Consider the following 20,468-nt stretch of genomic DNA (forward strand, 5'->3'; position numbering starts at 1 on the left):
TCCTAATTAATAAAATTTCTTGCGCTAATTCTTACAAAATTATTAACTTTCCGAATATAAAAAGGTTTTCATTTTCTATCACCGAAAGTATAGTGCGGTAGAACAAAATTTATATTTGGAGGTTAGAAGTATGTCTAAAATTGAAACGCCTGTTATGACTTCTTTACAAACAACGGTTGAAAAAATGATGAAGGATTTAAATGTTCCTGGTGCTGCTGTCGCTGTTATAAAAGACGGTGAAGTTATTATTTCAGAAGGTTTTGGCTATCGTAATATAGAAACAAAAGAGGCTGTTACACCGAATACTCGATTCGCAATCGGTTCCTCAACGAAAGCATTTGGCACACTTTCATTAAGCTTGTTAGCACAGCAAAAAAAGTTTAATTGGGATACCCCTATCCAGTCTTATATACCTAACTTTACTTTATCTGAACTACTTGCTAGCTCACAAGTTACAGGACGGGATTTAGCTTCTCATCGAACTGGAGTGAGTCGTCATGAGGCTCTTTGGTACAGTTCTTCCTTATCTCGAAAAGATCTCGTTGAAAAAATAAAACATTTACCACTTGATGCACCGTTCCGGACTGCATTTCTATATAACAACTTAATGTATGCAACAATTAGCTACATTGTTGAAAACATTACAAATCAAACGTGGGAGCAATACACTACAGAACATATTTTAGAACCTTTAAATATGAGACATACAAACTTCTCTGTTAACGATTCACAAACTACAGATGATTATGCTTTACCTTACATTGAAAATGACGGTGAAATAAAAGCAGTTCCATTCCGTAACATCGATACAGTTGGCGCTGCTGGGTGTATTAATTCCACAATTGAAGATATGGCAAATTGGGTACTTCTCCACTTAAATGAAGGAAAATTTGGAGATCATGAATTAATCTCCTCTGAATTATTACAACAAATGTATACACCACACAATTCAATTCCAGACCAACCGGTTTTATCACTCCCTGAATCTCCATTAAATAGTTACGGTCTTGGTTGGTTTATTAGCGCTTATCGTGGTAAAAAAGTGATTCATCATGGCGGTAATATCGATGGATTTTCAGCGCTTGTTTCATTCATACCAACAGAAAACATAGGCCTTGTCATTTTAACGAATGCTGGAGGAACATTACTTCCTACTTATCTCGCTAATCAAATTTATGACGAACTACTTGAATTAGAATCCATTGATTGGCATAAACGTGCTGTAGAAGATACTAAAAAAATGAAGGAAATGATGAAAGAAGCAACTGAATCCCTCCCTGAACAAATTAAAGGGACTACACCTTCGCACAAGTTAGAGGATTATACTGGTACTTTTGAACATCCTGCATACGGAACATTACAAGTATACAAACGAAATGATTCGTTATATGTACAATTTATGGAAATGGATATTCAATTAGGGCATCATCATTACGACATCTTCTCCGCAAAAGTTGACTTATTCCAAATGAAAATGAGCTTATTATTCGCTTATGAAATGAATGTAAGTGGTGAATTCCCATCCCTTCAGTTACATGTACCAACTACATTAAGTACTCAGCCGCTTACATTTAAGAAAATTAAATAAGTATCTTGATGGTAAAAAATAAAGGTAGGTGCGAATCACACCTACCTTTTCTATTTCATATCAATCTTATCTGGTTGAAACCAAATTGGCTTCGATAACTCAAAGTTATTATGATCCTCTAAAACTATAGTAAGACGCTCTAACATATCCTCTAACATATGCGGTGCTGCTCGTAATGTCCAGACAACTGAGGAGAAAACTGTCATGCCAACGTACACTGTGTATAATTTCCAGAACTCCTCTGGTATTTTCCTATTAAAGTATCCTTCTATTTGTCCGATTGAATACGGAATACTAATGTCCCTTGCAAACAGTGCAATTTTCACAAAATCATGAAGTGGGTCGCCCCAGTCGTAGCCATTAAAATCAACAACACCTACATATTTTCCATCCCGTACAATTATATTTTCTAAATGAAAATCATCGTGTTGAAATCGATTTGGGCGGTTCTTTAAAGATATTTCATTTTCTTCAATAAACTTTATGATTTTATCATCATTTTTTATGTTTATTCCACATGTTTTATATGCCTCTAAATATTTACTATGTTTTTTCATTGCTCTTTCATACCATGGAAGTATATTATTAGGAGCTTCATATGTATGCATTTTTGCTAAATCTTTTCCTGCCTCTATACCAATATCATATTGTTCTTTTGGTGAATACGTAGGCAATAGCTTCTTCGCATCCTCCCCTTCTAAATATGAAAAAATGCCATAGCATAAACCTTCTTCTGCCAACAAACCCATTTCAATTGGTTTTTGTGCTTGCACACTACGATTTTGCATTTCATTTAAAATTTGAAACTCTATTTTCTTTCTTTCATACTCTTTTATATCGCCTGTCCGCAATAAATATTTTTCATTATTCGTACTCGTAATTATATATTTCTTATCAGGCGAAAAACCTTTAGAAATTTCTTTAATATCCACTGCATCTTTTACTATTTGTATATTATTTTGCCATGCTGTAATTATCTTCATATCTATTCCCCTTACATTTCTGCATTTGGTGTATAGGCAACTTCTACAATAAATCCATTCGGATCGTAAAAATCAATCGTATAATAACCTTCCGAATAATGATTCATTTCAATTGGACCACGTATTACCTTCACTTTCGTACTAGAAAGAAAATCTGCTACTTCATCAACTACTTCTCTATGAATAGCTTGATAACAAATATGTCTAGGCCCTAACGTCCTTACAATTTCCTCATCTACTTCTTTAAAGTATATTTCACTTTCTCCTGTGCTATATGCTACTTCATTTAACTTTCTCCACCCAATTATGGAAAACAACTTATTATAAAAAGAAATGGATTCCTCTAAATTTGCTACCCAAAATTCAATATGATGAATGCCTGCTCGCAGTGTATTCATATTAAGAATACGCTCCTTGTACTACTTGCACAATTTCCATCGGCTTATGAACCATGTAATCTGGTGCATCTTTTTTTACTGTTTCAATAACATCATATCCCCAAGATACCCAAATTACGTTCACTCCAGCCTTTTTACACGCTGCTACGTCTCGCTGTTCATCACCGACATATAACATATCTTTCTCTGTTATTTTTTTTGATTTCAAAAATCTTTTTATCATTTTATCTTTACCAAACAAATTTTTAGAACAATACACTTCTTGAATATTTTCGATACCATTCTTGTGTAAAAACGCCCGAATATGCTCTTCTGAGTTCGATGATATGACTGCAATTCCGTAGCCTTTTTTATGTAGTTCATCTAATACTTCTTTCATCCCATGGAACAAAACGAGATTTTTTATAGCAGGCTGATATAATTTATAAAATTCCAACGCTAATATCGGTAGTTTATACAGTGGTACATTAAGTTGTTTACATCTCTCTGGCATCGTTAATTTACGTAAATGTTCAATTTCGTCTTCCTTTACTGCTTTATACCCATGTTTTTCAGCAAGTTGATTATAAATCGGTACAAATATATTTTGTGAATCTACTAATGTGCCATCAAAGTCAAAAACAATATATTTTTGCATTCCCATACTCCCTTTGCTTCTTTTTTCTAAACCTATGTTATTCAACAACATAGTTGTCTGTCCCTTCTATAAAAATAAAAAAGAACAAGATTTTCTCTTGTTCTTTTTAAGACAACCATTTCGGTGGTACATTCGTATTCCAATAAATATTTCCTAACTCATGATGTCCAGAGTATCCATCATCAAAACGGTGGTAATGGAAATTAAAATAATAACCATCTTGCGGTGGATGATCTCTTCTTACATGGAAACGCAATAAATCATTTCCAGATTTCGTATCGTAGACGTGAAAAATCTTCTCATTATTTCCACCAGCTGGTTTTTGAGAAATCGCTAATGATTGTAGTGAATCTTCTGGTACATCACTAGCAAGCTCAGCAATTGCCTCTTCAATTTTCGGTAATATTACATCTTTAAACTCATCTTCAATTACTGGACCAATTTTAGTACCAAACTTTTGCATCGACTGCTTCTCTGCTTCTTGCATTGCATAAGTAATAAAAGTATCGGTGGTTAACCTGTCATTCGTTTCTTCATATGTATAGGACGTGCTCTCCAAACTTTGTTGCCCAGCTGTGCTCGTAGGCTTGTCCGCAGCTTTGGCATTATCAAGTAATATGGAAGGAGGCGTCACTAAACCAAATGTAAACACGGTAATTAATGCGACTAAGGTTTTTCTAAACCAATTTGGCATTTATGTTCCCTCCCCTTTCACTCATTATTTTTTATATAACGGTGGTTTCTTCTATTATACAAAATGATTGTAATTTTTGCACTTTACAATTTTGTTAACGTTCACATATTTTTCACTTGAATATGAAATTGTAAGATTTCATACAATAAAAATACAACAACAATAAGGAGGCGATCAGATGACTTTAGATGTCATGTATTCCGCCGCAAGTATACTCGTTTTAGTATATTTTATTTATCAATGTGTTACAGACTAGAAAAAGAGCCGTCAATGGCTCTTTTTTAATGGTACAAATACAATCCATACAATTAATAAAATAAAAACAACGCTGCCTACCACAGCTGGCAATAAATAAAACTGTGAAAGTATAACTATTCCATATAAAAGTATTGCTGGTAGTAATAAATAACGATCTGCCTTCCATCTTAACAATAGTAATTTCCCTTCATCACAATATAAACGAAGAAACATCTTATTCGTAAATTCATTCCAATAATCACGTGCATAGCGAGAAATTGCAACTACAGCAAATACGAGAACAATAGCTGCAATCCACCTTGGAGTCATAATTATACTTGCAGTACTGATACATACAATTTGAATATAAAATATTCGTGCAGTACTTGTACGGAAAAATTCTTTCAAAAAAGATTCGACAATACGAGAATCAGCTTTTTTCCCTAAAAGTCTTTTAGAGCGCGGAAACATCCACGGTTTTTTATTCGAACTACTCGGTTTAGCCGCATGACCACCAGCTTGCATAATTCCGCTCGTCCAGCGCATGCTTTCCTCCTTTTCTTTCTCGATTTCTTTAAAAAAGAACTTTTTATAATTCATTTTCTCTTTTACTAATACACTACTTAAGAAAATTACTAGACCGATAAATAAAATTGAATACAACGGATTTTTATAAATAAAAAATAAACTAATTCCAAAAAAGGACACGCTCATAGAAAATACTATATTTTTTACAATCCATAAAACCCATCGTTTCCCCACATGTACATGAACAAATCTCGTTAACAACGACAACATAAATCGAAATATAGTAAAGAATACCCAAAATAATAGGACTTGTATTTCTGTTACTTCGATACTTTTCATCAACACCGGTAACATAATAACGACTACTATTATATTCGTTATCGCTATTCGAACAAATGTGTACATCATGCCATACTGGACTAATTTTCGCATATGTGTTGCATACGAAATTAAAAATAAACTATCCGCTTGCTCAAAAAATGAACGAACTCCTCTTGGATATGTTACTAGATAAAATGCGAGTAATCCTAATCCGAAATAAATCGTCTCTTCCGTTGATAATTCATTTATCCATAGCGATCGATAATAGATTCCCATAAATATAAGTGCTGGAATAATAATATATAATGCGACTGTCCAATCTGTTACCGAATATATAGACTTCCATTTCCGCTGGAGTTCATGGCGTAATCTCTTATAAAATTGTTGTTTAATCATGTTGTTCACGCCTTACAATTACATCAAAGCAGTCTAATAATGAACTACCCGGCATTTCCGCTAATATTTGAATAGATTCTAAATGTCCATCTGCGACTAATGTACCTTGTGAAATGAGTAAAAATCTTTCACAAATTTTTTCAGCAGTATCTAATACGTGCGTACAAAGTAAAATTCCTGCCCCGCGCTCTTTTTCTTTATATAAATAATTTAAAAACTCTTTCGTAGCTACTGGATCTAAACCGATAAAAGGTTCGTCAATGATATAAAAATCTGGCTCAGTTAAAAACGCCAATATTAGCATAGATTTTTGTTTCATGCCTTTTGAAAACTTTGATAAATACTCATGTTTATGCTTATTCATTCGAAAAGTATGTAATAATTGTTCCGCTCGTTCTTCTCAACTTCCCATTTCACTTCCACGAGCTGCCATTAATAATTCAATATGTTCCCAGAGCGTCAAGTAATCATAGTATGTTGGATGTTCTGGTACGTATGCATACGGATTTTTCTTTTCACCGAATGATATTTCACCGTCCATATTTACAAGTAATCCGAGTATCGTTTTAATCGTCGTACTTTTCCCAGCACCATTTGCTCCAATAAGAGCAACTAGTTCACCTTTTTCGATAGAAAAAGCTATATCATGAATTGTTTTTTCGCCTATTTCATATCCAGCTGAGCGGATATTTACTTTTAACATGCATTCCCCTTCTTTCCATTTCCAATACAATCAAGGAAAAGAATAACATATAACTATCTGTATATCATTATAAAATATTTATTTTCATAGCAGGAAAAAACATTTTTTAACAGAATATTAAATGTTTGATTACATTTTATTGGAGTTGATAATATGTCTTTTCAAATTCGTGAAGCAACGATAGATGATATAGACGCACTTTGTTCTTTAACGAAAGAATTAAAAGGTTCCTCTATTTCCTATGAAGATATGAACAACCGCCTACAATTCGTACAAATGAGTCCGTTTGATTTTTTATATGTTTACGAGGAAGAAGAAGCTATATTTGGATTACTTGGATTTCGTATACGTGAAAATTTAGAAGATGTAACACGTTATGGAGAGATTTCAATTATTAGCGTTGATTCTAACATACGACGGAAAGGCATTGGACAAGTTTTGATGGATTATGCCGAGCAATTAGCAAAGAAACATAATTGCATTGGCACATGGCTAGTTAGTGGAACAAAAAGAGTAGAAGCTCATCCTTTTTACAAAAAATTAGGTTATGAAGTAAATGGCTACCGATTTGTAAAATATTTTTAAACTACTTTATAAAGTGAAGGGACTATAACTATGACAAACATTAAAGCAATTTTCATTGATCGTGACGGTACAATTGGTGGTGACACTACAATACATTATCCAGGATCCTTTACATTATTTCCATTCACAAAAACATCCTTGCAAAAACTAAAAGCTAAAAATATAAAAATTTTCTCTTTCACAAATCAACCCGGTATCGCAGATGGAATAGCAACTGTAGCCGATTTTGTACAAGAATTAGAAGGCTTCGGTTTTGATGATATTTATGTATGTCCTCATAAACACGGTGATGGTTGTGAATGCCGTAAACCAAGTACAGGCATGCTGCTTAAAGCAGCAAAAAAACATGGACTTAATTTAACACAATGTGCTGTAGTTGGTGATCGTTGGACTGATATTGTTGCAGGAGCAAAAGTAAATGCGACTACGATTCTAGTCCGAACAGGCGCTGGGTATGATGCTTTGCATACGTACCGAGACAAATGGGCACATATTGAACCAAACTACATTGCAGATAACTTTGAAGATGCAACAAACTGGGTTTTAAATCAACTATAATACAAATGAAAATTTTGATTCACCCGAAATAATTTAAAACATAGTTAAAATAGCCTTTTTGGCAAATAATTGTATTCCACAAAACAGATCACCTCAAAAGGTAGCAAGTTCCCTTTTGATACGCAAACATTGCAATTCAAATTATATTTTTTATTAGTAACAGCAATTAACGTAAAGAAGGAATAGCTTAGTGGCTATCCCTTCTTTATTGACTTCTATTATTTACATTTGTTATCTGTTTTTATTGAGTATTCTCATCGTTTTTATACTCCAAAATATCCCCTGGCTGACACTCCAAAGCTTTACATATCGCTTCTAATGTTGAAAAACGAACCGCTTTTGCTTTCCCATTTTTCAAAATAGAAAGATTCGCCATCGTAATTCCAACCTTCTCCGAAAGCTCCGTTACACTCATTTTTCGTTTTGCTAACATGACGTCAATATTAATAATGATTGTCATATCCGCCACCTCAGACCGTCAAATCATTTTCTGATTTTATGTGAATTGCTTCTTGTAGAAGTCGTTGGAGGATAGCAGCAAAAACGGCGATAACGAGCGAAGCAAAAACGATAATGAGTCCCACTAACCCAATAGGAGGGTCCATTTTTTTCGCTATAAAATAAAAAAGTGGCAAACTTAATACATACAAACCACTGATTGTAATTGCACAGCGCTTTATATTCTTTAACGCCTTTACTGATAATTCCGAGAACGCTGTGTTCTCATCAATGTACTGTAAAAGATTGAAAGCCTGATAAAGAGCAACATAAAAAGGCACAGCTGCTCCATACATCACAATGAAAACAAGATATTTCATCGGAGCAATATTAGGATACAAATTTGCTGCGAAATTCGCCATTTCCGGCACTAAAAATATGCATAAAGCAAGTACTGAAATTCCAGCAAGAAAAATAATTACTTTTAAGAACGTTGTTGAACTTCGTTTAAGATTCATTTACAATACCTCACTTATTTAATGGCAACATAATTTTATCACAACGTTTATCGCTTAACAATAAATAAATATCGTTTTCATTAATGTATTTTTTAATTTAGGCAAAAATAAAAAAGAATTTCTCATTACAAAGAAATTCTTTTTCTTGAAAATGCCTCTTTCAACTTAATTTTTTAAAACGTTAATTCGTAATGGAAATAACGATTATCTCTCAAATAGCCATTTTCAGCGTATAATCGTTGTGCTGATAAATTATCAATCTCTGTTTGCAATTTTACACCTTTTGCTCCATTTTCTAATGCGTATTCTTTAGCAGCTTCTAATAATTTTTTACCTGTTCCGGCTCCACGCTTCGCCGCTTGTACAAATAAATCATTTAAAATCCATAATTCTTTCATTGAAATAGAAGAAAATGATGGATATAGTTGCGTGAACCCAATATATTCGTCGTCTTCAACTGCTATGAAAATAACGGACTCTTTTTTCTCAATTCGATTTCGTAAAAATACTTTTGCCCCTTCTAAATCAGAATCTTGCCTATAAAACATGCGATAGTTATTAAAAACTGATGCTAGTCCATCTAAATCTGCAATTGTTGCCTCATATATTCTCATTTTACTCCATTCCCCTTCCAATACTGTCTCATTATATCCGTTGCCCATTTAGGCTGGTGTATTTCTTCTGTCGGCATAAACTCTTTCATTATTGGTTTTATATCCAATATAGGAGTGCCATCAATAGCATCTAATCCCTCAACAATAATTGATTTACCTTCTCTTTTGATCATCTTTACAATTGTTACACCTATGCGATTTGGGCGATTTTTCCCGCGCTGTGCAAAAATACCTACTTCAGGATAATCCTTATTATTTCTAGGATGTCTAGCAAAATACTGAATTTGCTCGTCAGTTACTTTATGAAAATAAAAAACAACTTCAATATGAGAAAAATCTTCAACCCCTTGTATACTCTCTTCTGCATACATTTCAGTTAAAGTTATACGAGATCTTACTTCTCCCCACTCATCATCTTTTATTTCCTTTCTTTCATTATGTACAAATGCGATTGGTTGAACTGAAAACATACGCATTCCCCCTTAAATGTAACCACTTACATTATAAAATATTTTCTGAATGTTTTCCAGATATACGAATAAAGTTTACATAATATAATTATACTCTATCTAGAGCTACCTTGACTGCTTCAATTGCATGTATATGAGTTGTATCAAATATCGGGACAGATACGTTTTCTTGCTTTATTAATAACCCTATTTCTGTACAACCTAATATGATTCCCTGTGCTCCTTTTTGCACTAACTCTTCGATGACTCTTTTATAATATTCTCTAGATTGAGATACTATTTTTCCTAAACATAATTCTGTATATATTACTTTATTTATTTCTTTTCTATTTTTTTCTGATGGTACTATTACTTTTATATTATTTTCTTCTATACGTGACTTATAGAAATCTTGCTCCATTGTATATTTAGTTCCAAGCAGACCAACCTTTTGAATGTCTTTTCTTTTAATTTCTTTTGCAGTTGCATCAGCAATATGTAAGACTGGAATATCAATTTTCGCCTTTATTTTTCCAACTACCTTATGCATTGTATTTGTACAAATGATTATAAAGTCTGCTCCCCCCTTTTGTAATGAATATGCCGCATTCCCTAGAATTTCTCCAGCACCATCCCAATCTCCGCTAGACTGACATCGTTCAATCTCTTCAAAATCCACACTATTAATCAAACATTTTGCTGAATGTAGCCCTCCTAATCTCTCTTTTATTTCTTCATTAATAATTCGATAATATTCAGAAGTTGATTCCCAACTCATACCACCTATAAGACCTATCGTTTTCATATAAAACACCTACCTAAACTATTTTTATAAAACTAATAACAATGTTTTATTATGTATATTATACATAATAAAACAAGACTTTAAGTTTGGAATATAAGGTCTTGTTTTAACGGAATAATAAAGAATAATTCTACTTTCATTTCCAAGGAAATTTTTATAGAATATTCTGAAATTAACAATCTGATGTTTTTATAAATTCTTTATACTTATAATTAAAACACTCTCGATACAACTCTTTGATTTCATCATATGATGGAACACGTGGGTTATTAGCTGGGCTACCACTTTCAATTGCATCTGATGCCATTTTAGAAATAGCATTTTCAAATTCAATTTCATCGATTCCGTATTCTTTTAAATTTGGAATACGAAGATCAAAGCAAAGTTTTTTTATTTCACCAAGTGTGTAGTCTGCTACTTCCTCATCAGAATTCGAATACAAATCCTTATTTAAACTACGTCCAATTTTTGCTAACCTTTTCATTGCACTTGTTTTTGTAAACTCTAACACTGTAGGTAATAGTATGGCATTTGATATTCCATGCGGTACATGAAATAATGCTCCCACTGGCCTTGACATTCCATGAACTAATGTAACTGATGCATTAGAAAATGCAATTCCAGCTTGTAAGGAAGCAATCATCATCGCTTCTCTTGCCTCCATATTACGTCCATCTTCATATGCTATACGTAAATATTTCATAATACTTTCAATAGCTGAAAGAGCAAGTACATCTGTAAGTGGTTGTGAAACTTTAGAAATATACGCTTCAATCGCATGACATAACGCATCTATTCCTGTTGCTGCCGTAATTTGTGGTGGTAACGAACTTGTCAAAACTGGATCTATAATTGCTACTTTCGGTATAAAACTAGGATGCTTCATCATCATTTTTACATCTGTTTTTTTATTCGTAATTACTGCTACACTTGTAACTTCCGATCCAGTACCAGAAGTTGTTGGAATTGCAATAAGTGGTAGTGGATTATTTTCTATTTTAATATCCTTTTGGACATAATCCTCAACTTCTCCACCATTTGTATATAAAACCGCTACCGCTTTCGCAGCATCAATACAACTTCCACCACCAATACCGATAATAAAATCGTACTTTTCCTCTTTACAAAGAGATAACGCTTCTAATACGTGTATATTTGTAGGCTCAGCATCCACTTTATTATATGTACTAACAGTAATACCTTTCTTATTTAATTGTTGCATACACTTTTCAACATATCCTAATTTTTCCATAATTGTATCAGTAACTATAAAAGCTCTTTTCCCTAACTTTTTTGATTGTTCTCCCAGTTTTTCAAGCGAATTCCTTCCATATAATACCGACTTTGGCATACGAAACTCAGAAACCTCTTGCAAGTCCCCCACCCCTTCTTATCCTAATTAATATTTTATAACATAAATTATCGATTTGATGAATCTTTACGATTCAAATTTTTTAATAGAGTCCTGTTAAAGTATAGAATGCGATAACTAAAAATACAGCAACCGTTTTCAAAATTGTAATAGCAAATATATCTTTATATGACTGTTTATGTGTTAATCCTGTTACTGTAAGAATAGTAATAATAGCCCCGTTATGTGGTAGTGTATCCATTCCTCCTGATGCCATTGATACGATACGGTGCATAACTTCTAATGGAATATCAAATTGATTGGCCGCTGCAATAAATTTATCTCCCATTGCACTTAATACTATTCCCATTCCTCCTGATGCCGAGCCTGTAATTCCAGCTAAAATATTCGTCGTTACTGCACCATTCACTAACGGATTTGTGAAAGTAGCAGAGATGCCATCTCTCATAATTGAGAAACCTGGAAGTGCTGCAATGACACCACCGAATCCAAACTCAGCTCCTGTATTCATCGTTGCAAGTAGCGCTCCACCAATACTTGTATTCAATCCAGCTTGGAAACCTGTTACTACTCGCTTCCAATATAATAATAACGTTGTTAAGATCCCTATAATAAGTGCCAATTCTACAGACCAAATTCCTACTACTGCACTTAATTCTACTTTCCCAAATGCTTTCATACCAATTGTAGAAAAATCAAAACCGCTTGGATACCACTTCGGTATCATAATAGTAAACACTTTATTCATTACACCTACTAAAATAAGTGGTATAAATGCAATAAGTTGTTGCGCTCTTGTGATTTCAATGTTATTAATTAATGGCATATTTTTTTGTTCTACTTGCAAAGATGCTGCCATTTCAGTATTTCCATCATTAAAACCAAAGTATCCTTCACCTGCCGCTTTTGCCTTCTTACGTCTACTCTCTAAATATAGTAAACCTAATGTAAGAACAAAAATTGCTCCTACAATCCCAAGTATCGGTGCAGCATAAATATCCGTTTTAAAAAATGTTGTAGGTATTACGTTTTGAATTTGTGGTGATCCAGGTAACGCATCCATTGTAAACGTTACTGCTCCAAGAACAATCGTTCCAGGGATTAAACGCTTTGGAATATTAGCTTGTCGAAACAACTTAGCTGCGAACGGATAAACAGCAAACACTACTACATACACACTAACACCACTATACGTTAAAATAGCCCCCATTAATACAATCGCTAATATAGTACGTTTTTCACCAACTAACTCAATAATCGTTTTTGCGATAGAATCTGCAATTCCTGACATTTCCACTACTTTCCCAAATATTGCTCCTAATAAAAACACAGGAAAATATAATTTTATAAATCCAACCATTTTCTCCATAAAGATATTAGAAAAGAAAGGTAATACATAACTAGGTTCTGTCAAAAATACTGCAAATAATGCAAATATCGGCGCGAATAAAATAACAGAAAAACCTCTGTATGCTACGAACATAAGTAAACTTAGTGCTAATAATATAATAACTAACTCCAATTTTACCCCTCCATTAAACAGAATATTCTAAATTTTATTGATAAATTTCTACTAACCTTTTAATTCTGACATCCCTCCTCTTATTCATACAAATTTTTATGCTAAAAATGTCTAATTATAATTATTCGATTACATATGAAAAATCCCTTTAAACAGAAACGAATTCATCGTCATACGTTATAAAGGGATTGCTAGAATCTATATTTACTGCTTTATTAAATTTTTCTCTACACAAAAATGATACAGTTCTTCAACATCTTTCACTATGTAGGTCGCACTAACTTCAGTCAGTTCTTTTTCACAGCCATAGCCATATAAAACACCAATTGAAGCAATTCCATTCTGATTTGCACCTATTATATCGTGCTTTCTATCACCAATCATTATCATTTCTTCTTTATTTAGTTCTTCATTTGTTTGTAAAATATGAGCAATTATTTCTTCTTTTTTTATTCTCGTACCATCTAAATTACTTCCAATGATGTCTTCGAAATAATTCGTTAATTGAAAATGCCCTATAACTTGTTTCGCAAATACAGTGGGCTTTGAAGTTGCTACGAATATGCGATTCCCTGAACTTTTTAATTGTTGCAAGAGCTTCAGAATCCCCTCGTATACATTATTTTCAAACAATCCACGCTGCTTTAAATACTCACGGAAGTAAAAAACAGCACGTTCAACCTCTCCTTCACTCATATTATATCTCTCTATGAATGATTGCTGAATAGGAGGACCTATAAATGAATCTAACTCACTTATATGTACTTCTTCAATTCCTACTTTTTTTAATGCATATAAAACCGAGTTTACAATCCCTTCTTTCGGATCCGTTAAAGTTCCATCTAAATCAAATAGAAATGTTTTATACATGCTTCATTCCTCCACTTAATTTGCTGTATAAATAAGTGCTAACATCTCTTCCACTTCTCCCTATTATACTATCATTATCTATTTTTTCGAAAAATCAATTTCCATATGTCACATACTTTCAGTTACAAAATACGATAGATATGATACAGTAAAAAAGTTACAATTATTTTAATAGAAACTGGTGAAACAAATGTCAATTACGTTAATTTTTATAATGGCTTTCACAATTGTGATCCACGCAGTTGAAACAAGCTCTTATAGTATTCGATTAGCTGGAGTACGTTTAAAGAAGATTGCAGTTGCCCTGTCTGTTGTAGGAATGGTGTTACTTATTTCAAGAACATCAAACTTACTACAAGCCTTTTTAATCGGTGGTATTGTCGATGAAGCAAAACTAGATTCTTCTATTAATTTAGAGCATATTATACGACTCGTACTATTATCGGCTTCTATCGGTACATTAATCGCGATCATTCTTTATCCAACTTTGACAAAATTATTTGGATATGTCATTCAAAACTTTGAAACAGACGGTTCTTTCATTCGAATGATGAAAACGAATAACATTCAAAAATTAAAGTACACAAAAAAATATGTCCGTTTTCCAAAGTTAGAAATGATTCATAGACTGCGTATCGGTGGTATTCCAAAGCGTATTATGCTTATTAACATGTTTGCTACTGCTATTTATACAGCAGGGGTACTTTCAGCCCTTTACGCTTCTTTTTTAAATCCAGATTATGCAACAAATGCAAGTACAGCTTCTGGCCTTGTAAATGGTTTCGCCACTATTTTATTAACTGTATTACTCGATCCACGCATTGCTCTTTTAACAGAACGTGCTCTACAATCAGAAAGCGGTGCTGAATCTATGAGTAAAATGTATGGTTGGCTAATGATTTCTAGACTTCTCGGCACATTATTAGCACAACTGCTATTTGTACCAGGTGCTTACTGGATTTTATGGATTATTGAACTGATGCATTAATTTACTAGAAAGGTGAATTTATCAGTGAAGATTAAAACAGAGAAAGATATAATTCGCTTAATAGAAAACGACGAATGGATGATGAATGTATTACAAATGGCAAAATCACTAGAGCTACCTGATTGGTGGATTTGTGCCGGATTTGTTCGTTCTAAAATTTGGGATACTTTACATGACTATGAAGCTAAAACGGCTATGCCTGATGTTGATGTGATTTATTATGATAGTCTACATCAAGATGAGATATACGAACAATCATTAGAAACGAAATTAATGAATATTGATGCTACTATCCCTTGGTCTGTAAAAAATCAAGCTCGTATGCATGTAGTGAATAATATGCCACCATATTCTTCTTCTGTTAATGCTATTTCTAAATTCCCTGAAACAGCAACGGCTTTAGGAGTTACACTTGATGAACTAAACAACGTTATCTTAACAGCCCCATGTGGTATTGAAGATGTCCTTTCTTTACAAGTGAGACCAACAGCTCATTTTCTTGAATCAAAAGAACGATTACATATGTACAAAAACAGAGTTATAAAAAAGAATTGGCAAAGTAAGTGGCCTAACATCACAATCACATATCCAGAAATTTAGAAAGGGTGCCTCTCATTTATAGAAGCACCCTTTTCTTCATTTCAAAAAATGTATGACTGTTTCTGCAAATCTATCTGCTTCCTCATAATGAGGTGAATGACCGCTCTCTTCAAATACGATATACTTGCCGTTTCGGGCATCTTTATTAAATGTTTTAATTTGTTCTTCACACGTTACTACATCATGTTTTCCTACTATTAATAACATCAGATTTTGTACATCTTTTATTTTTGATAATAATGATGTATGACATGCTCCCTCTAATTTTAATCTATCAAAGTGAATTTTGGATCGATTTGAAAATATTTCCCACTCTTCATCCCTGTATAAACTCTCATCTGTCCTATCTTCCTTATTATTGTAAATCTCCATTCTTTTTTCTTCTAATTCAGCGCTTAATCTTATATAAGCTTCTAACAACTCTTCTGAACTAGCATCGCTAGATGAATAAGCAAAGCACTCTTTTGCTACTTCTTCTTTTCCATACTTTTTTAATAAATGCTCTGTCTTTTGCAACAAAGCTCTACTTGTTAATGCAAAATCAAAAGTTGGTCCTTCAAATATTATTTTCTCTATTGAACTTGGATATATCGACGCATAAAGCAATGCTACATATCCACCGAAAGAATGTCCAATTATAGACCACTTCTCAATTTGTAATACTTTTTTTAATTCCTCACAGTCTTCAATCAAATCATTTAATCCAAAAGCTTCGTCTTCAGTAATTTCTTCTGAGCGACAAACACCTCTTTGATCTATCATAATTACATATAGAGAACCTTTTAAACGTTCCGCTTGATGAAATGAAAAATCATAACAACTCTCTCCTGGTCCACCATGCAAGTATAAGACTGGCTTATTTTTAGGATTTCCATGTGTTTCAACGTATAGCTTTTTCCCTCTAATATTCATATACTCTCCTGTTTCTATCAAATTCGCCATAAACATCCCCATCTTCTTTTTTACTGAATATTATAACATTTAATATTAAATAATCCCTATTACATTTAAGAAGACGATAATTATTGCAAGTGGTGCTACAAATCGAAGTAAAAATGCCCAACAAGTAAATACTTTCGTTCCATAATTTCCACCTACAAAAAACTCCGCTTCTAGTACCTTCTTCTCCATTTTGAATGAAACGAAAATACTAATAAATAGTGCACCAAGCGGCATTAATATATTACTAGATAAAAAGTCTACTGCATCAAAAATATTCTTTCCGAAAATCGTAATATCACTCCATACTCCAAATGATAACGCTGATGGTATACCTACTAAGAAAATGCCGAAACCGATCAGCCATGATAATTTTGTTCTCCTTTCTTGTTCACCATTTGCTAATGCTGAAACAACAGTTTCTAGTAGAGAAAATGCTGATGTTAATGTCGCAAATGTAAATAGTGCAAGAAATACTGTTAAGAAAAACCCACCAAATGGAATTTGACTAAATACAGATGGTAATACGATAAATAGTAATCCAGGTCCTTCTGTTGGCTCCATTCCTAATGAAAATACGGCTGGAAAAATAGCAAGACCTGCAAATAATGAAACAAATAAATTTAATCCAACAATTGTTATTGCTGATTTTGGTAAACTTTCTTTTTTATTTAAATAGGAACTATACGTAACCATAATTGAAATCCCGATACTAATTGCAAAGAATGATTGCCCCATTGCGAACAAAATACTTTCCGAAGTAATCTTTGAGAAATCTGGTTGTAAGAAAAACTTCACACCTTTCATTGCATCATCAAGTGTTAACGAACGAATAATAAGAGCGACAAATAAAACGAACAATGCTGGCAACATATATTTACTTGCTTTTTCAATTCCGTTTTGTACACCCTTTGATACAACCCATATCGTAATGAACATAAAAGCGAAATGTCCCATAATAGCCCAAGCAGGATTCCCAATTGTTTCAGTAAATAATGTGCCGTAATTTTGTCCTGGCGTAATCAGTTGTCCAGTTATTCCTCTGAATAAATAAATTAATACCCATCCACCTACAACACTATAAAATGAAAGTAGTATAAAACACGTTCCAACACCAAGGCGTCCAATCCAATGCCATCCTGTATTTGGTGCGATGCTTTTAAATGCTCCAACTGCTTGTTTCTGCGTACTGCGTCCAATCATAAATTCAGCTATAAGTAGCGGTAGTCCAATTAAAACAGTAAATAATATAAATATTAAAAAGAACGCTCCTCCCCCACTCTTCCCAGCGATATAAGGGAACTTCCATATCGCACCAAGTCCAATTGCTGATCCGGCTGCCGCCATTATAAAACCTAATTTCGAAGTCCATTGCTCCGTCTGTTTCATCTCATTTTCCTCCTAATTAAATCTTTTTATATAAATAAATAAATTTTATAAACCTATTCAAATAAACCCTCCATTTCTTCTTCCATATAATAAAAAAATGGCCTAGCATCTCTATATAAAGAGACGCTAAGCCATTTACTTAACGCGGTACCACCCTTATTGATTCCATTATGAATCCACCTTAGTAGTAATCGTTTGATTACAAACCTAATATCGAAGGTTAACCGTTAAGATTTACTAAGAATGTGATTCCGTTCCACCTTACTGCTCCTAGGCGAGTTCAGGATGTCATTTGACTATGTCACACCAACCCATAGCTCTCTGTACAAATACATGACCTTACTACTCCTATTCAACACATTGTAATATTTAGAATATATTTTCTTTTGAAATTAATATGAAGTATATCGGTTATATTTGTAACTGTCAAGGGGTATATTGATTTTTTGTCGAAATGGTTCATATTGATAACTCACTTTTACTAAGCTTATTAGCAAAAGAAAGGGTCTATATTTTCATCTTTTCAAACGAACTAAAAAAAATCTTCGCGATAATCGCAAAGATTCTTTTTATGGTATAAGACGAGTACAATCTCTCGGAAAAGCACTAGCCTCTCGTACATTTGTTAATTCTAATAGTTTATATACAATCCTTTCTAACCCAATTCCGAAACCTCCATGTGGTGGACAACCATATCGGAATGTATTTAAATAAGATTGAAATTTCTCTGGATGTAATCCTTTTTCTTTAAACGAAGCGAGTAACAATTCATAATTATGAATTCGCTGTGCCCCTGACGTTATTTCTAGCCCTTTATATAATAAGTCGAATGAATCAGTAATAGCTGGATTCTCTTTATTTTGCATCGTATACATCGGTCTCGCTTCTTTCGGATAATGTGTAATGAAAACAAATTCACTATTATATGTTTCCTTTACATATTTCCCTAGTAACTTTTCACCTTCTGTATCTAAATCCCCTACAGGAGATTCTTTACGATACTTACTTTTCAAAATTTCTTGTGCTTCTAACAATGTAATTTTAGGTATTTCAGTAATAACAGGTACTTCTATTTGTAATAGTTGTAGTTCTATTTCACATTTTTTCGCTACTTGTTGAAACATATATCGTAAAACATCCGTTTCTAGTTGCATCACTTCATAAAAATCATGAATAAAACCAAGTTCTACGTCTAACGATATATATTCATTCAAATGACGGGAAGAATTATGATGTTCCGCTCTATATACAGGTGCAATTTCAAAAACTCGTTCTAACCCACCTGCCACCATCATTTGCTTATAAAACTGTGGTGATTGTGCTAAATAAGCTTCTTTTTGGAAGTATGGAAGCTTAAAAACATTTGCTCCTCCTTCTGCCCCTTGCGAAACAATTTTCGGCGTAAAGATCCGTGTGAAATCGTTCTCTATAAGAAATTCACTAAAGCTCTGAACGAGTGTAGATTTCACTTTAAAAATCGCTGCGGTTCGCTCATGCCTTAATGATATTACTCGCTCATTAAGTAGTTGATCTAAGCCAACTTGTAACTTCTTTTTATTTATTTCAAATGGAAGTGGCTCTGCACCGTTTATTACTTTCACTTCATGAGCAAGTACTTCAACACCCAATTCTGTTTTCGATGTCTCGACTATCTCACCGATTACATGGACAACACTTTCTACATCAACTTTATATCCGGCCAATTCATTTTCTAATACACATTGAATTACTCCTGTTCTGTCCCGTAATAATAAAAAACTAACATTTCCAAGGTGCCGAATTTTTTTTACCCATCCTTGAAGTAATACAACCTTTCCACTTTGCTTTGTACATTCTTTTGTGAGTGAACGCTTCATTATTGAATCCATTATTTTTCCCTCCAGTAATTTTATATTTATTTACGTTATTGTTGTCATCGTCATCATCCACGGTCACTCACCCCCTTTCAAAGAATACAAAAATCCGCCCCTATAAATAGGGACGGATTTTTTCCGCGGTACCACCCAAATTGTCATATTGACCATCTTAGCCCTGATAACGGTAGGTACCGTTTGCTTTTACTAATAATCACGTTCAAAGCAACACTCACAGGTGTCTTTCCATCATGCGGTATCGCAACCTTCCCAGCAATCGGCTGCTCTCTGTAGACCTTTGCACCATGTACTTTTCCTGATCATCACTTTTTATATTTACAGAGTATTCTAACTCCTCACCTTATAAAACGCAAGCTTTTTTTGAAACATTCTGGTTTTATAACTCCTAACTTCTTCTAAAGTGTGAAAAGTTAATTTTGTAATACATATTCTTATGTATCGAATTCGAAATTACACCTCTAA

The 20,468-nt window shown here is 33.4% G+C and carries 21 protein-coding genes, 1 pseudogene and 2 other annotated features; of the genes and pseudogenes, 5 read left to right on the forward strand and 17 right to left on the reverse strand.

Going from position 1 to position 20,468, the window contains the following annotated elements; translation table 11 throughout:
- Positions 1-130: 130 nt before the first annotated feature.
- Complete coding sequence (locus tag ACUN13_RS13095; RefSeq protein ID WP_445423815.1) at positions 131-1,588, forward strand: serine hydrolase; 1,458 nt, start codon at positions 131-133, stop codon at positions 1,586-1,588.
- Between the two features lie 50 nt (positions 1,589-1,638).
- Here the strand turns inward: ACUN13_RS13095 and ACUN13_RS13100 are convergent, their stop codons facing one another.
- The 6 genes and pseudogenes from ACUN13_RS13100 to ACUN13_RS13125 form a co-directional block, all read right to left on the reverse strand.
- Positions 1,639-2,571 (reverse strand): aminoglycoside phosphotransferase family protein, encoded by a 933-nt coding sequence (locus tag ACUN13_RS13100; RefSeq protein WP_000692085.1) that lies wholly within the window; start codon positions 2,569-2,571, stop codon positions 1,639-1,641.
- Positions 2,572-2,582: 11 nt separating this feature from the next.
- Entirely contained in the window at positions 2,583-2,969 is a 387-nt protein-coding gene (locus ACUN13_RS13105; protein WP_001094668.1) for a VOC family protein, read from the reverse strand.
- Between the two features lies 1 nt (position 2,970).
- Positions 2,971-3,606 carry an HAD family hydrolase gene (locus tag ACUN13_RS13110; protein ID WP_025687389.1) on the reverse strand — a complete coding sequence of 212 codons (636 nt, stop codon included), beginning with the start codon at positions 3,604-3,606 and terminating at the stop codon, positions 2,971-2,973.
- Positions 3,607-3,712: 106 nt separating this feature from the next.
- Positions 3,713-4,300 (reverse strand): YpjP family protein, encoded by a 588-nt coding sequence (locus tag ACUN13_RS13115; RefSeq protein ID WP_001134421.1) that lies wholly within the window; start codon positions 4,298-4,300, stop codon positions 3,713-3,715.
- A 267-nt stretch (positions 4,301-4,567) separates the two neighbouring features.
- Positions 4,568-5,782 carry an ABC transporter permease gene (locus ACUN13_RS13120; protein WP_409532301.1) on the reverse strand — a complete coding sequence of 405 codons (1,215 nt, stop codon included), beginning with the start codon at positions 5,780-5,782 and terminating at the stop codon, positions 4,568-4,570.
- A pseudogene (locus ACUN13_RS13125) lies at positions 5,775-6,485 on the reverse strand (ABC transporter ATP-binding protein). The gene ACUN13_RS13120 and the pseudogene ACUN13_RS13125 overlap by 8 nt, the downstream one beginning before the upstream one ends.
- Positions 6,486-6,638: 153 nt before the next feature.
- Between ACUN13_RS13125 and ACUN13_RS13130 the strand changes: the two are divergent.
- Positions 6,639-7,070, forward strand: coding sequence for a GNAT family N-acetyltransferase (locus ACUN13_RS13130; protein ID WP_000009777.1), 432 nt, complete (start codon positions 6,639-6,641; stop codon positions 7,068-7,070).
- 30 nt (positions 7,071-7,100) lie between these two features.
- Positions 7,101-7,628 (forward strand): HAD-IIIA family hydrolase, encoded by a 528-nt coding sequence (locus ACUN13_RS13135; RefSeq protein ID WP_000181785.1) that lies wholly within the window; start codon positions 7,101-7,103, stop codon positions 7,626-7,628.
- Between the two features lie 241 nt (positions 7,629-7,869).
- On the opposite strand, the gene ACUN13_RS13140 is transcribed toward ACUN13_RS13135, so the two are convergent.
- The 8 genes from ACUN13_RS13140 to ACUN13_RS13175 all read right to left on the reverse strand — a co-directional run bounded on the left by ACUN13_RS13140 (position 7,870) and on the right by ACUN13_RS13175 (position 14,216).
- Positions 7,870-8,088, reverse strand: coding sequence for a helix-turn-helix domain-containing protein (locus ACUN13_RS13140; protein WP_000152534.1), 219 nt, complete (start codon positions 8,086-8,088; stop codon positions 7,870-7,872).
- A 10-nt stretch (positions 8,089-8,098) separates the two neighbouring features.
- Positions 8,099-8,584, reverse strand: a complete 486-nt coding sequence (locus ACUN13_RS13145) for a DUF2975 domain-containing protein (RefSeq protein ID WP_016122418.1) — start codon at positions 8,582-8,584, stop codon at positions 8,099-8,101.
- Between the two features lie 173 nt (positions 8,585-8,757).
- Positions 8,758-9,198: a GNAT family N-acetyltransferase gene (locus tag ACUN13_RS13150; protein WP_409532299.1), complete on the reverse strand. Its 441-nt coding sequence runs from the start codon at positions 9,196-9,198 to the stop codon at positions 8,758-8,760.
- A complete protein-coding gene (locus ACUN13_RS13155; protein ID WP_000493254.1) occupies positions 9,195-9,668 on the reverse strand; it encodes an SAM-dependent methyltransferase in 474 nt (157 codons plus the stop codon). Before ACUN13_RS13155 ends, ACUN13_RS13150 begins: the two co-directional genes overlap by 4 nt.
- An 88-nt stretch (positions 9,669-9,756) precedes the next feature.
- Positions 9,757-10,452: an aspartate/glutamate racemase family protein gene (locus ACUN13_RS13160; RefSeq protein WP_000848571.1), complete on the reverse strand. Its 696-nt coding sequence runs from the start codon at positions 10,450-10,452 to the stop codon at positions 9,757-9,759.
- Between the two features lie 172 nt (positions 10,453-10,624).
- Positions 10,625-11,827: an iron-containing alcohol dehydrogenase gene (locus ACUN13_RS13165; RefSeq protein WP_445423816.1), complete on the reverse strand. Its 1,203-nt coding sequence runs from the start codon at positions 11,825-11,827 to the stop codon at positions 10,625-10,627.
- Between the two features lie 79 nt (positions 11,828-11,906).
- Positions 11,907-13,346, reverse strand: a complete 1,440-nt coding sequence (locus ACUN13_RS13170) for a GntP family permease (protein ID WP_242283799.1) — start codon at positions 13,344-13,346, stop codon at positions 11,907-11,909.
- A 204-nt stretch (positions 13,347-13,550) separates the two neighbouring features.
- The gene (locus ACUN13_RS13175; protein ID WP_438906206.1) at positions 13,551-14,216 is read right to left on the reverse strand and encodes an HAD family hydrolase; all 666 of its coding nucleotides are present in this window, start codon (positions 14,214-14,216) and stop codon (positions 13,551-13,553) included.
- A 190-nt stretch (positions 14,217-14,406) separates the two neighbouring features.
- On the opposite strand from ACUN13_RS13175, the gene ACUN13_RS13180 reads away from it, so the two are divergent.
- A complete protein-coding gene (locus tag ACUN13_RS13180) occupies positions 14,407-15,204 on the forward strand; it encodes a lipid II flippase Amj family protein (RefSeq protein WP_000028915.1) in 798 nt (265 codons plus the stop codon).
- A 24-nt stretch (positions 15,205-15,228) separates the two neighbouring features.
- Positions 15,229-15,804, forward strand: coding sequence for a nucleotidyltransferase family protein (locus ACUN13_RS13185; protein ID WP_017674130.1), 576 nt, complete (start codon positions 15,229-15,231; stop codon positions 15,802-15,804).
- A 36-nt stretch (positions 15,805-15,840) separates the two neighbouring features.
- On the opposite strand, the gene ACUN13_RS13190 is transcribed toward ACUN13_RS13185, so the two are convergent.
- The 3 genes from ACUN13_RS13190 to aspS all read right to left on the reverse strand — a co-directional run bounded on the left by ACUN13_RS13190 (position 15,841) and on the right by aspS (position 20,000).
- Positions 15,841-16,746, reverse strand: a complete 906-nt coding sequence (locus ACUN13_RS13190; RefSeq protein WP_409532296.1) for an alpha/beta fold hydrolase — start codon at positions 16,744-16,746, stop codon at positions 15,841-15,843.
- A gap of 45 nt (positions 16,747-16,791) precedes the next feature.
- The gene (locus ACUN13_RS13195; protein WP_409532295.1) at positions 16,792-18,132 is read right to left on the reverse strand and encodes a sodium-dependent transporter; all 1,341 of its coding nucleotides are present in this window, start codon (positions 18,130-18,132) and stop codon (positions 16,792-16,794) included.
- A 116-nt stretch (positions 18,133-18,248) separates the two neighbouring features.
- Positions 18,249-18,497 (reverse strand) — a binding site (T-box leader).
- 204 nt (positions 18,498-18,701) lie between these two features.
- Positions 18,702-20,000: an aspartate--tRNA(Asn) ligase gene (gene aspS / locus ACUN13_RS13200; protein WP_000377346.1), complete on the reverse strand. Its 1,299-nt coding sequence runs from the start codon at positions 19,998-20,000 to the stop codon at positions 18,702-18,704.
- 105 nt (positions 20,001-20,105) lie between these two features.
- Positions 20,106-20,318: a binding site (T-box leader), on the reverse strand.
- Between the last annotated feature and the right edge of the window lie 150 nt (positions 20,319-20,468).

The organism is Bacillus cereus group sp. Bce041 (assembly GCF_052646455.1).

Coding starts and splice junctions, on each gene's coding strand:
- aspS (WP_000377346.1), bottom strand. CDS start 20,000: ATGGATTCAATAATGAAGCGTTCACTCACAAAAGAATGTACAAAGCAA.
- ACUN13_RS13135 (WP_000181785.1), top strand. CDS start 7,101: ATGACAAACATTAAAGCAATTTTCATTGATCGTGACGGTACAATTGGT.
- ACUN13_RS13110 (WP_025687389.1), bottom strand. CDS start 3,606: ATGCAAAAATATATTGTTTTTGACTTTGATGGCACATTAGTAGATTCA.
- ACUN13_RS13130 (WP_000009777.1), top strand. CDS start 6,639: ATGTCTTTTCAAATTCGTGAAGCAACGATAGATGATATAGACGCACTT.
- ACUN13_RS13140 (WP_000152534.1), bottom strand. CDS start 8,088: ATGACAATCATTATTAATATTGACGTCATGTTAGCAAAACGAAAAATG.
- ACUN13_RS13155 (WP_000493254.1), bottom strand. CDS start 9,668: ATGTTTTCAGTTCAACCAATCGCATTTGTACATAATGAAAGAAAGGAA.
- ACUN13_RS13180 (WP_000028915.1), top strand. CDS start 14,407: ATGTCAATTACGTTAATTTTTATAATGGCTTTCACAATTGTGATCCAC.
- ACUN13_RS13150 (WP_409532299.1), bottom strand. CDS start 9,198: ATGAGAATATATGAGGCAACAATTGCAGATTTAGATGGACTAGCATCA.
- ACUN13_RS13145 (WP_016122418.1), bottom strand. CDS start 8,584: ATGAATCTTAAACGAAGTTCAACAACGTTCTTAAAAGTAATTATTTTT.
- ACUN13_RS13115 (WP_001134421.1), bottom strand. CDS start 4,300: ATGCCAAATTGGTTTAGAAAAACCTTAGTCGCATTAATTACCGTGTTT.
- ACUN13_RS13095 (WP_445423815.1), top strand. CDS start 131: ATGTCTAAAATTGAAACGCCTGTTATGACTTCTTTACAAACAACGGTT.
- ACUN13_RS13100 (WP_000692085.1), bottom strand. CDS start 2,571: ATGAAGATAATTACAGCATGGCAAAATAATATACAAATAGTAAAAGAT.
- ACUN13_RS13175 (WP_438906206.1), bottom strand. CDS start 14,216: ATGTATAAAACATTTCTATTTGATTTAGATGGAACTTTAACGGATCCG.
- ACUN13_RS13160 (WP_000848571.1), bottom strand. CDS start 10,452: ATGAAAACGATAGGTCTTATAGGTGGTATGAGTTGGGAATCAACTTCT.
- ACUN13_RS13105 (WP_001094668.1), bottom strand. CDS start 2,969: ATGAATACACTGCGAGCAGGCATTCATCATATTGAATTTTGGGTAGCA.
- ACUN13_RS13195 (WP_409532295.1), bottom strand. CDS start 18,132: ATGAAACAGACGGAGCAATGGACTTCGAAATTAGGTTTTATAATGGCG.
- ACUN13_RS13120 (WP_409532301.1), bottom strand. CDS start 5,782: ATGATTAAACAACAATTTTATAAGAGATTACGCCATGAACTCCAGCGG.
- ACUN13_RS13190 (WP_409532296.1), bottom strand. CDS start 16,746: ATGGCGAATTTGATAGAAACAGGAGAGTATATGAATATTAGAGGGAAA.